This window comes from Algoriphagus limi (assembly GCF_024919275.1).
GTDB classification, from domain to species: Bacteria; Bacteroidota; Bacteroidia; order Cytophagales; family Cyclobacteriaceae; genus Algoriphagus; species Algoriphagus limi.
In genome coordinates, this window is sequence record NZ_JANWGH010000001.1 from 1,352,395 (window position 1) to 1,364,411 (window position 12,017).

Below are 12,017 nucleotides of genomic sequence, written 5' to 3' on the forward strand. Positions count from 1 at the left end.
AGTTGGATTTAGACCTTTGGGGGAATGAAGCACTTATCCGAAGACAAAATCAATTGAAATATCAGTTTTGGACTTTATTGGGAAGGGTCGGCGATGAATTTTCTCAGAACTTTCTAAGTTCAATTCATCCCGAATCCAAAGGAAAAAAGTTGGCTCAGGGACAGGATTTGGGAGGGCTTCCCTATCAAGTATTGGATATCATTCGGGACTTCGACTTTAATAATGGTTTGAATATCCGGCTTCTCAACTGGTTCGGAAAAGGTGTTTTTTTGTTCGTTTTAGCAGGCAATGAACGCTATACAGATTTTGATTTCTCCAGCCTTGGGTTGACTCCAACTTATACAGAAGGTCCCTTTGATTATGAAGAAATAATTGACGAGAAGCAGAATCCATCTCAAAAAAACGCTTCTCCAAAATATCAGCAAGGTTTTCAGCGTTTACCACTATCGAGTAGTATGGAGAAAAACTTTCAAAACTGGACACAGTCCATAAAGACAATTTTGGAAGTTCTAAGAAGTGATGAAGCGAAAAGTGTTAAATGATTTTTTTTAACCAATCTTAGACATTCTCCGTACTAATATTCTAAATTGGTAAAGAATATTGCTTCCAAAGCCAATAAAATTCTGATTACAAACTCTATGAGATACCTACTCATTCTTCTCTTTTTTACTTGCAGCTCACTTTTTGCCCAGGAAAATCAACTGGTAAAACAATACAGCCAAGATTCCAGCCTGATCGCAACTGGTGTCATCAGTGATCAAATGCGACAGGGTCTTTGGAAGATTTATGATGCCAAGACCAATAAACTGATAACCTCTGGGATTTTTGAAAATGGTCAACGAGAAGGCACTTGGACATCCTATTTTCCAGACGGTAAAAAACAAGCAGAAGTAGAATACAAAGAAGGAAAACTTTTTGGCCCAAGCATCCTTTATGATGAGGATGGTTTCCCTATTCGGGAAATGATTTTTAAGGATAGTTTATTAGTCGGGAAGTATGTAGAATATTATGGAAAAACAGGAAGACCAGCAGGTGTAGACCCTTTTCAGGTATCTCAAGAGGGGATGTTTGAAGAGGGTAAGAAAACTGGTCAGTGGATTAAGTATTTTTTTAATGGAGTAGTCTCAGTTCGAGAATATTACCAAAATGGTTTACGGGAAGGCCCTTATTTAGAGTATGATTCGTATGGAAATTTGACATTGGAAGGCGCCTATAAGCAAGGTCAAATGGAAGGCACTTTTAAAAGGTATGCTTTCGGGAATCAGGTTTATGAGGAAGGCGAGTATAAAAACGGGAAAAAGGTAGGCAAATGGCTTCGCTATTTCCCAGAAACCAAAATTTTAGAAGCGGAAGAATATTATGATTCTAATGGAAATCGCATTGGAACATGGAAATATTACTACGATAACCGCCGAGTGGCTCGAATCGAGAAATATGAAAACGGAATAGCCGTTGGGACTTGGGAAGAATACTACCCGAATAAAAACCTCGCTAAGCGAAAAACTTACGAATTGGGAGTACCGGTAGGAAACTACTATGAATACTTCGAGAATGGCAAAGAATCCGTAATTGGTCAATATTCCAATGGGATGAAAACTGGGGTTTGGAAAAGCTATTTCCCGGATGGCGTTTTGTATTCAATAGGAGAATATCGAAATGATACCAAAACAGGTCTTTGGAAATATTTTAACAAAATAGGAATCCTCATTGCTGAAGGAGAGTACGAGTTGGGCTTAGAAAATGGGCAATGGGTATATTATTATGACGGTGGCCAATTGAAATCCATCGGCTCCTATGTTTTAGGATTTGAGGATGGTATTTGGGGACTTTTCTATGACAATAAGCAATTGACTCAAGAAGAAACTTGGGATAATGGTAGATTGATGAACGTCTCCGATTACAACAGTTACGATGGCTCAACCACCTACGATAAGGGAACCCTGAAAGATGGAAACGGCACTCGGATTACCTATTATGTAAATGGCAAAAAAGAATCCGAAGGAAGTTTCAAATCAGGCAAAGCCGAAGGAAATTGGATCTTCTTCCATGAAAATGGCAGAAAGGCATCTGAAGGAATCATGAAGGATGGAAAGAAAGAAGGGAATTGGAAATATTATAATTCCGCTGGAAGACTTATTGATCTAATTAACTACAAAGATGATGAAGTGGTAGATGGTATAAATACTGATGAAGAATTTAATATCAATTTTTAAACCTCTACCCGGAATTTCGGTTAGTCTATAAAAAACTATGTTTGGACTATTCAAAAAGAAAACCGAGGCAGAAAAACTGCAAGAGCTTTACAAGAAAACATTGGAAAAAGCTCATAAGCTTTCCCATATAAACCGAGCAGAATCAGATAAATTAATGGCTGAGGCTGAGGAAATCGCTAAAAAAATCGAAAAAATACAGTAAAAAGTATTTTAACAACACTAGGGTTATTTTTATACACAAATATTTGGATTTCAAATATTTATGATTACCTTTAGATACTTTAAAGCTAGTCCTTAGTGAATTTTTTAATCTTGATTGAATAAATTTTAAGGGTGATTGAGCTACGGACCAACGTTTTAAAAAAAATATCCCGGCCTAACGGTCGGGATTTTTATTTATTATTTTCTCGAATAATCATCCTGCAATCTGACAATATCTGATTCATCAGATGGATTTAATGGGTCTGTGTGCATCCAGATTTCAGCAACTACTCCCCAATTATTTTTCCCAACTAATCGGTGACGCTCTCCCTGAGACAATTTAACCGTTTTACCTTTGGCCATACTTCGCTCCTCTCCTATTTCATCAGTCATACTTCTGACAATTCCTGCTTCTCCAAAAAGCAATTTCCAAATCTCAGCTCTACGAAAATGATATTGCCAAGATAATCTTGCATCAGGAGCAACGAGCAAGAATTTCGGGCTTAATTTCTGAGCATACTGTTCCTCTGTGAATGGAACATCAGGGAAAAATACATCATGGAACTTTTTGATTTGCTGTTCATCAATTACAAAGAAACCACCCCAAGGTCGATCTCTATCCTGAGAAACAATGGAAAATCCCTCTGACTCAAGATATTCCAAGACTTGCTGAAAAACCTGATCTTTCGGACTGGTGGGTGAAAAAAGCAATTCGTTCATACTTATTAAAACAATCGATATTGAAAATCTTTTTTTCTAAAATGACTTACAAAAGAAATAAATCGAATTAATATTTAAAATCTTTAGCTTGTTTAATGATTTTTTTTTGAAAGTTTTTTTTGATAGACAAAAATTACCTTATTTCAAGTATATCTTTCTGCCATGAACCTAATTAATCCTCAAGCCGTCATTGATCAAATGGACGGGGTAGTTGAAATCAAGAGCTACCTCAACAAAATTAAGATCATTAAAAACCTTTACCTCAAGGGCGCAAATACAGCTAGTGAAATATGTAGCGAAGTAGGAATTTCTCTTCCTACGGTAAATTCACTCCTTAATGATTTGATGAACTCTGGAGAGATTATTAAGCAGGGCCGTGCGGAATCTCAAGGTGGAAGAAAACCTGATCTATACAGATTAGCAGAGGATGCTTTTTATGTTCTATCTGTAGACCTCTCCAAATTCACCATCAATTTGGGACTTTATTCCTGCCACAACTCCTTAGCATTCCCAAAGGAATCACACAAGATCGTCTTGAATAATGAAAAGGAGACATTCGATCAGATTTGTGATTTGATGGAGCAATACCTCGAAAAATCAGGGATACCATCGGATAAAATTATTGCAATCGGAATTTCTATGCCTGGTTTGGTAGATGCTGTCGGTGGAGTGAATTACACCTATTTGAGATTCGGAAGAAAAACACTTTTAGAAAACTTTGAATCCAGATTCGATAAGAAAATATTCCTGGAGAACGACGCAAGGTCCATGACGCTAGCCGAATTCAAATTTGGATCGGAACACGAGCACAAGAATGTTCTAGGACTTTTTGTGGGTTGGGGAATAGGTTTGGGAATTATTATCGAAGGAAAAATCTATCGTGGAGCTTCAGGTTTTGCAGGGGAGTTTTCTCACTCTCCTATTTTCGAAAATAGAAATGTCACTTGTTCTTGCGGTAAAAAAGGTTGTCTTGAGGCAGTAGCATCAGGCACGGCCATCGTCAGAATGGCTGAGGAAGCCATCAAATTGGATACCGACAGTATCTTGGCAAGAATGGTTCGCGATCATCAAGGTGAACTTGAACCTGCACTTGTTGTGGAAGCTGCATTAGCAGGAGACCAACGAGCTATCACCATTCTTTCAGAAGCAGGATTGGATTTGGGAAGAGGAATTTCAATTCTTATACAACTCCTCAATCCCGATCTCATAATTATCGGAGGTTCGGTCGCTGAAGCTAATCAATACCTTATCACACCAATCCAACAGGCTCTTAACATTTATAGCATGGCTAAGTCCCGTGAAAAATCCAAATTGGCCTTGTACCAATTGGGTGAAGATGTCGGCTTGATGGGTGGTGTAGCAGTAGTCAACGAACAATTGTTCGAAGACGTACTGAACCGCTTAGGATAGGAACCCATCGAAAAAAGTGAAGAATTAATCCTTTATAAAAAAAGCCTGATTTGATCAGGCTTTTTTCAATTTCTCCCAATTATGGTATCCATTTAATTTTACTGAAATCAGGCTTTCGCTTTTCTAAGAAAGCATTTCTACCTTCTTTCGCTTCATCTGTCATGTAAGCCAATCGAGTAGCTTCTCCAGCAAATACCTGCTGCCCCACCATTCCATCATCAGTTAGATTCATAGCAAATTTCAACATCTTGATGGAGGTTGGAGATTTTTGAAGGATTTCCTGAGCCCACTGATAGGCTGTATCTTCCAATTCATCATGAGGAATTACAGCATTCACCATCCCCATTTCGTAAGCTTCTTGGGCTGAATAATTTCTTCCCAAAAAGAAAATTTCACGGGCCTTTTTCTGACCTACCATTTTCGCCAAATAGGCAGAACCATATCCACCGTCAAAGCTGGTCACATCTGCATCGGTCTGTTTGAAAATTGCATGCTCTTTACTCGCCAAAGTCAAATCACAAACCACGTGCAAGCTGTGTCCACCTCCTACAGCCCATCCCGGAACAATCGCTATCACAACTTTAGGCATAAAACGAATCAGGCGCTGAACCTCTAAAATATTCAATCTATGGTACCCATCATCACCCACATAGCCTTGATGTCCTCGTGCTTTTTGATCTCCTCCTGAGCAAAAAGCCCATTTTCCATCTTTTGGAGAAGGTCCTTCGCCAGATAAAAGAACCACTCCAATTGAAGTGTCTTCTTGGGCATCATAAAACGCATCGTACAACTCAGCCGTAGTTTTAGGGCGAAAAGCGTTTCGCACTTCCGGGCGATTGAAGGCGATTCGGGCTACCCCATTGCACTTTTTATAGGTGATATCTTCGTATTCTTTTGCTGTAATCCACTCCATTTGTTTCGATTTGGTTTAAAAATTCGATTTTTTTGCAAGATAACAGGCTTGCTTCAAATTTGTTGATTTCCAATTAAGCTTCCATTCCAATAGCTCCATCAGCATGTTCCAAATTCATTTTGAAAATCAAATTTTCCGAACGCTTGAAGATTTTAGCGTTTCTTCTGAAAATGAAGTTTTGAAACAGGCACTTTCATTTTGTAGGGAATGGATGGAAGGAAAAGAAACATTCCTTCAAAAAACTTCTGGCTCTACTGGAACTCCCAAAGAAATTGAAATCACTAGAGCCCAAATGATTGCCAGTGCCAAAGCTACTGGGGAGTTCTTCAAAATAAATTCATCAGACTTTCTTTTAGCCTGCCTTAATCCCAATTACATCGCGGGAAAAATGATGCTGGTTCGTGCAATGGTTTGGGATTGCCCTATTCAACTGGTAGAACCTAGCAGTGATCCTCTTCAGGATTTATCCGAAAATAGGCTACCCGACTTTGTGGCAATGGTTCCGCTTCAGGTTCAAAACAGTCTTAAAAACCCAGAATCAAAACAAAAACTTCAGCAAATAAAAAATATCCTGATTGGCGGAGCTCCTTGTTCACTTCAGCTTCAACAAGAACTTTCCGAAAATAGAATTAATGCCTGGCAAAGTTTCGGGATGACCGAAACTGTTTCTCATATCGCACTCGCAAAAATCACCGGTTCTGCCCTTTGGTATCATCCGCTGCCTGGTGTTAGGATAGGCCAAGATGAGCGGGAGGCTTTATGGATCGAAAGTCCAATGAGTGGGAATCAACGAATTCAAACAAACGATAGAATCGCCTTTAATTCCTCTGGGAATTTCCAATGGTTAGGAAGAGTTGATTTCGTGGTTAATTCCGGTGGAATCAAACTTTTCCCCGAAGCCATCGAACCTCAAATTGAAAAAGAGGTAAATAAACTATTCCCAGAAAAGCGTTTCTTCTTAGGAGGAATTTCTGATCCTGTTTTAGGTCAAAAGTTGATCCTATTGATAGAATCCCCGGAAAAGGATCTTGAAAAGGTAAAGATTTTGCTTGAGCAACTGAAACCCAAAATTTCCCGTTATGAAAGACCTCGGGAAGTAATCTTCCTAAATCAATTCGAAGAAACCTCCAGCGGTAAAATAAACCGATTCAAAACCCTAGCACATGTATCTCTGGATCATTAATTTATCCTTTTTTCTAATGGGAATTTTGCCTCAGAGCACCACCCAACTGGAGCTACATGTTACAAATAGTGATTCCGACCAAGGATTAATCCGAATATTAGTTTTTGATCATCCAGAAGGTTTTCCGGATAATCCCAAAAAAGCCAAGCTAGCCCTAAGCCTTCCGATTGAGAACCTAAAAACCGAGACTCTAATCAGTTCCTTACCTCCAGGGAAATATGCCATCTGTGCTTTCCATGATGAGGATGAGAATGGAAAAATCAATAAAAATCTCGTTGGCTATCCAACTGAATCTTTTGGATTTTCTACTAATCCAAAGGTTGTTTTTTCAATTCCATCTTTTGAAAAATGCCTAATCGAAGTGGAAGAAGGTATAAAAAACAAAGTGACAATTGAGTTGAAAAAGTAGGGTTTTTAACTGTTATTCAACTGAATCTTGAAGGCTCACCCCAAAAGATTTCATTCAAAAAGGCTACTTTTGCACCAATCAAAAATTAAAGATTTTGAGCAAGCAAGAATTAGAAGGAATTGTTCTAGAATATCATTCCGGAATTATCCCTCCACCTTACAGCCATGTTTTTCGACTTTCTCTTGACTGGAAGAAAGGATCGCTTTACGCTTCCCTAAATCTTCATTACACAGACCGGGAAGATCTTTCAGAAGAAGAAATTTTAGAAGAAGGTTTCACCATGAATGATGACTATCACTACGATGGTACTTTGGATTCAGTTTGGAAGAAGCCTGTTTTGGAATTAATCGAGCAGACACGCTACTCCTCACGTGTAGAAGGTGAAGGTGAAATCACCGTAGCAACTGTGGAACAAGGAAAAACCTCTCCTCTTAAATCTCCAACAAACCAAGAAGCTTGGCAGCTTTTAGCTCAAGATCTCATTCAAGCCATTTATGAAACTGCCAAAAAGGAAAGTCCTCTTCAAATCAACTTTAGAGTGGTCGAAAAAGACAGTATACACAACGCTTCTATCAAACTTCATTTTGCTGACCGAAAGGTGATTTTTGAACATAATGGAAAAAAGGAAAATCTAAACTGGGAATATGCTTTTCAATTGATGAAACTCATTTTCACCCCAGATTATGATTATGATATCGCAAAAGAAACTCCTGGAAAGAAACGGGGAATTTATCTCGATTGTGGAGATGGATATTGGCACGAGTTAGGAAAAGGAGTGATCAATATAGACCCAAGCTTCGATGCCGTAGGACAAATCGAAAAGAACTTTAGAAATCTGGTAGAATCATAAAAAGCCGGCTCTATCACCGGCTTTATGGTTTTAATTTCTTCAAATCCTCTTGAATATCCTTCAGCATTTCGCCCAAATCAGAAAGGCTGAGGGATTTCTTTTTATCACCCGGATTCGGAAAATCTGTACTGATAAAAGCTTTTGCCTCCCAAACTTCTAACACATCTTCCCCCCGAACTTCGTAAGGTTTGTAATGGTCATTATCAGAAACTAGAAACAATTTTCCATTTTCCGCCAAATAATTGAATACTCGTTTGTACACAATTCCTTCTGATTGCGTCACCAAAACATAAGTGCGGCCGCTTTTGATCTCAGAAGGATGCTCGACATAAGAACCGATAATGATCGTGCCAGCGATGAGCGGTAACATGGAGTCACCAGCTAATTCAAAAGCCCGATAAGTAGCATGCTTTGGAAGATTAGGCAGATGAAACTGCGGCAACTGCTCCATGAATTCCGGATCAGCGAATCCGTTCAAATATCCGGCAGAAGCCTTCTGTCCTACCCAGGTGATATTTTCCCGATCCGATTCATCTGCTGCAATGGTCAAAATCTGAAGATTTCGCTTTTGAAGTACTTTCCGACCTTCGTTCTCAATATCGTGCTCTAGCAATTCCTCAATCCCTACCTCCAAAATTGTACAGATTTTTAACAAAGAGCTCAATTTTGGCTCAGACCTCCCATCTTCATAGGCAGAAATCATGGTTCGTTGAACTTCCAGCTGATCAGCTAAATCCTGCTGGGTCAAACCTTTTTGCTTTCGCAAATACCGAAGGTTGCTAGCTAAATAACTCATGCTGAAAAGAGGTAAAAGTCATAGTCTTCAGGTTCAGGAGCCAATGGGAAAAGTGGATCAATATTTCGCTGTGCAGCCTTTCGCTTTGCTAATCGAGCCTGAATCTCCAATATAATTTCTCCCACAGGTTTGGGCTCCCGAACGAGCAAATATCCATATTCGGAACCTTGCTCATTCTCTACAAAAAACTTTACCTGAACATTCCCGGAGGAAAGTGGCTTGGTGCTGATGTTAATTTTTCCCATGTCTTCCATTGCTCCATCTGTTTCTTCTGCTAAGATAAAAATGTTGCTTTTATAAACATTCTATCGTTTAAAAAAATAACATCGTTTTGTGACAGCTTTTGTCAAAGACTTCCAATTCCATTGAGTTCATGGATAAGAAAACTTGTCATTTCGAAAAATTACATGATCGGCGTGCAGTTCATTCAAGCTAATGACCGCTTAGCCTAAAAAAGTAAAACAAAAATTCCATCCACTCTAATTTTGTGTTATAGCTAAACCCAATTAAACCAACTATATGAAAATCAGAGTGCTATTTCTTTTTTTATTTTTTGTTTCCTGGGGAAGTCTTGCCCAAACTTTTTTTCTAAAAGGAAAAATTCAGGATGCTAAAAACAAGGAAACTATTCCCAACGCCACAGTCCTTCTATTGCGGGTAAATGATTCTACCCAAGTGGACGGGATGATTTCAGACTTAGACGGAAATTTTGAAATCCAATCCATTCGGGAAGGAGAATACCTATTGAAAATTCAGTATCTGGGCTATGAAAACTTTTTTCGGACACTCCAAATCTCTGGAGATCTGGATTTAGGCATTGTATCCATTCGTGAACAGGCAGTGGGCTTGGATGAAGTGACTGTAGCGGCCCGAAGATCAACTAGTCAAAACAAGTCGGACACCACCATGTTCAATGCGGACGCATTTAAAACAATGCGGGATGCAAGTGCTCAAACCCTTATAGAAAAGCTTCCCGGAGTCACTTCAGAAGATGGTGGGCTACAGGCCCAAGGTGAAGCAATCGCTCAGATATTGGTTGACGGAGAACCTTTCTTTGGAAATGATATCAAAACCGCCCTACAAAACATTCCGGCCGAGGTAATCCAAAGTATTGAGATTTTTGACCAATTAAGTGAACAATCCCGACTCAGTGGATTTGATGATGGAGAGCGCTTAAAAACTATCAACATCATCACAAAACCCAACCGCAGAAAAGGGCAATTTGGTCGTACATCGGCAGGTTATGGCACAAATGACCGCTATATCGCAGGAGCTAGCATCAATGACTTTGATGAGGACAGAAGAATTACTTTCACCAGTCTTTCCAACAATATCAACGTGACAGATTTTTCATCTGATCCAAACGCTCAGGATAATTCCCGACCGCAGAATGGCATTATTCAGACACATATCTTGGGTTTAAATTACTCAGATAATTGGGGGGAAAAGGTAAAAGTCACTGGAAGCTATGTATACAGCAGCCGGGAAAATTTCGGTCAGGCTATTCGCTTCCGGGAGTTTATCACTAATGGAGAAAGCAATCAGTTATACAACGAGGTCAGCACTGATACACGTCTGAACAATAGACATCAGTTCAACCTTAGATTGGAATACAATATTGATGAGCGAAACCGGATTTTGTTTATTCCACGTCTATCGGCCCGATTTGAAACGGAAAACTCAGACTTCTCCGGTGAAACTTCGAATGGAACCGATTTGATCAATACCGTCGTCAATACTAGAACTGCCGATAATTACGATTATGACTTATTTAATCGGATTTTCTACAGTCATAAATTCAACAAGCCTGGTCGAACGATGACCATCCGGGGCAGAATCAGTGACAATCGAAATCAAGATGAGGCAAATCGAATTGCAGAAAACCAGTATTTCATTCCAGACCCTCGTTCTGAAATCATTAATCAACAGATCAATCGTGACAGAAAAGGGTCCTCTTGGCAAACTGGTATTTCATTCACAGAAGCCTTGAGTGAAAAAAGTATGCTTGAATTGGAATATGAAATTGGAAACCGACTTAATGATTCTGATCAATTGATCTATGATGTCATCGACGAAGATCCACAAGCGATCGAATATCGCCTAGATACGGCATTGAGTAATACATTTGAAAGCAAATACCTAACTCAGGAAACGGAGCTGGGCTACCAGTTTAAAACCGATAAAATTCGAATCCAAACAGAATTACAATACCAAAATGCACAATTGGACAATTCCCAAGGATTTCCCGTTCCTTTTGAATTAAAAAGAACTTTTGAAAGCCTTCAGCCTACTGTTCGCTTTAATTATCAGATTACGTCAAATACCAATTTGCAATTTGATTACGATACGCGTACTCAAGAGCCGGATTTAAGACAGTTACAACCAGTAGTTGATAATTCAAATCCACTTCAATTGTATGTCGGTAATCCTGGCTTAGACCAATCCTACTCAAACCGACTTCGCGTTCGCTTCCGAAGTAACAACCCGGAAACTGATCAAAACTGGTTCTTCTTTGGGCAATCTTCTTTTGTCAATAATATCATTGCTAACAGTTCCTTCATTGCAGAAGAAGCTACGGAAATCCAACCTGGAATTATCTTGGAACCCGGTTCCCAACTTTTCAGCCCGGTCAATTTGGACGGTTATTGGGATCTACGTTCTTGGTTTGGATACGGGATGCCAGTAGGCTTTATCAAGTCCAACTTGAATATCAATGGTGGGCTGGGCTACACTAAACGCCCTACCTTGGTAAATAATGAAACTGGGTTTAACAATTCCCGCCGAATCAGTACAGGTATTTCATTGAGCAGTAATATCTCTGATCAAATAGACTTCAATATTTGGACCCGATTCTCTTTCAATCAAGTAGAAAACACGCTCAACCCTAATTTGAACAACAAGTTTTTCAATCAAAGAGCTCGAGTGAACTTCAACTGGATTATTTGGGAAGGTTTTGTGTACAGATTAGACTTGAACCATCAAGTCAATTCAGGTCTTTCTGATGGTTTTGACACCAATTTCACCTTGGTGAATATGAGTTTGGGCAAAAAAATCTTCGCCAATCAGCGGGGAGAAATCAGCTTGAATGTTTACGACCTTTTCCGACAAAACAATAACATCCGTCGAAATATTACCGACACCTTTATTGAAGACGTGCAGACCAATGTGCTGCAGCGCTACTTCATGCTGACTTTCTCCTACAATATTCGCCGTTTCTCCAAGGGAATGGACATGGATGATTACAATGAAATGATCAATACCGGCGGAGGGGATGACAGAGGAGGAAGACGAGATTAAACTTTCGGATTATTGAGGTAAAAGG

Annotated in this window: 12 protein-coding genes; 8 read left to right on the forward strand and 4 right to left on the reverse strand. The window is 39.4% G+C overall.

Going from position 1 to position 12,017, the window contains the following annotated elements; translation table 11 throughout:
* Positions 1-2 precede the first annotated feature (2 nt).
* The 3 genes from NY014_RS05885 (at position 3) to NY014_RS05895 (ending at position 2,415) form a co-directional block, all read left to right on the forward strand.
* A complete protein-coding gene (locus NY014_RS05885) occupies positions 3-542 on the forward strand; it encodes a hypothetical protein (protein ID WP_259413626.1) in 540 nt (179 codons plus the stop codon).
* A gap of 96 nt (positions 543-638) precedes the next feature.
* A complete protein-coding gene (locus NY014_RS05890; RefSeq protein WP_259413627.1) occupies positions 639-2,213 on the forward strand; it encodes a toxin-antitoxin system YwqK family antitoxin in 1,575 nt (524 codons plus the stop codon).
* 37 nt (positions 2,214-2,250) lie between these two features.
* Positions 2,251-2,415 (forward strand): Lacal_2735 family protein, encoded by a 165-nt coding sequence (locus tag NY014_RS05895; RefSeq protein WP_259413628.1) that lies wholly within the window; start codon positions 2,251-2,253, stop codon positions 2,413-2,415.
* Positions 2,416-2,612: 197 nt separating this feature from the next.
* On the opposite strand, the gene NY014_RS05900 is transcribed toward NY014_RS05895, so the two are convergent.
* Positions 2,613-3,134 carry a cupin domain-containing protein gene (locus tag NY014_RS05900; protein WP_259413629.1) on the reverse strand — a complete coding sequence of 174 codons (522 nt, stop codon included), beginning with the start codon at positions 3,132-3,134 and terminating at the stop codon, positions 2,613-2,615.
* A 162-nt stretch (positions 3,135-3,296) separates the two neighbouring features.
* On the opposite strand from NY014_RS05900, the gene NY014_RS05905 reads away from it, so the two are divergent.
* Entirely contained in the window at positions 3,297-4,544 is a 1,248-nt protein-coding gene (locus NY014_RS05905; RefSeq protein WP_259413630.1) for an ROK family transcriptional regulator, read from the forward strand.
* 79 nt (positions 4,545-4,623) lie between these two features.
* On the opposite strand, the gene NY014_RS05910 is transcribed toward NY014_RS05905, so the two are convergent.
* Positions 4,624-5,457 (reverse strand): 1,4-dihydroxy-2-naphthoyl-CoA synthase, encoded by an 834-nt coding sequence (locus tag NY014_RS05910; protein WP_259413632.1) that lies wholly within the window; start codon positions 5,455-5,457, stop codon positions 4,624-4,626.
* A gap of 103 nt (positions 5,458-5,560) precedes the next feature.
* On the opposite strand from NY014_RS05910, the gene NY014_RS05915 reads away from it, so the two are divergent.
* From NY014_RS05915 to NY014_RS05925, 3 genes are all read left to right on the forward strand, one after another.
* Positions 5,561-6,640 carry an AMP-binding protein gene (locus NY014_RS05915; RefSeq protein WP_259413633.1) on the forward strand — a complete coding sequence of 360 codons (1,080 nt, stop codon included), beginning with the start codon at positions 5,561-5,563 and terminating at the stop codon, positions 6,638-6,640.
* Positions 6,621-7,049 carry a DUF2141 domain-containing protein gene (locus NY014_RS05920; RefSeq protein WP_259413634.1) on the forward strand — a complete coding sequence of 143 codons (429 nt, stop codon included), beginning with the start codon at positions 6,621-6,623 and terminating at the stop codon, positions 7,047-7,049. Before NY014_RS05915 ends, NY014_RS05920 begins: the two co-directional genes overlap by 20 nt.
* A gap of 94 nt (positions 7,050-7,143) precedes the next feature.
* Positions 7,144-7,899 (forward strand): hypothetical protein, encoded by a 756-nt coding sequence (locus tag NY014_RS05925; protein WP_259413635.1) that lies wholly within the window; start codon positions 7,144-7,146, stop codon positions 7,897-7,899.
* Positions 7,900-7,921: 22 nt separating this feature from the next.
* Here the strand turns inward: NY014_RS05925 and NY014_RS05930 are convergent, their stop codons facing one another.
* Both NY014_RS05930 and NY014_RS05935 read right to left on the reverse strand, forming a co-directional pair.
* Positions 7,922-8,695, reverse strand: coding sequence for an XRE family transcriptional regulator (locus NY014_RS05930; protein ID WP_259413637.1), 774 nt, complete (start codon positions 8,693-8,695; stop codon positions 7,922-7,924).
* On the reverse strand, positions 8,692-8,940 hold the full coding sequence (locus tag NY014_RS05935) for a hypothetical protein (protein ID WP_259413638.1): 249 nt from the start codon (positions 8,938-8,940) through the stop codon (positions 8,692-8,694). The genes NY014_RS05930 and NY014_RS05935 overlap by 4 nt, the downstream gene beginning before the upstream one ends.
* A 274-nt stretch (positions 8,941-9,214) precedes the next feature.
* Between NY014_RS05935 and NY014_RS05940 the strand changes: the two genes are divergently transcribed.
* Entirely contained in the window at positions 9,215-11,992 is a 2,778-nt protein-coding gene (locus tag NY014_RS05940) for an outer membrane beta-barrel protein (RefSeq protein WP_259413639.1), read from the forward strand.
* The last annotated feature ends 25 nt before the right edge of the window (positions 11,993-12,017 follow it).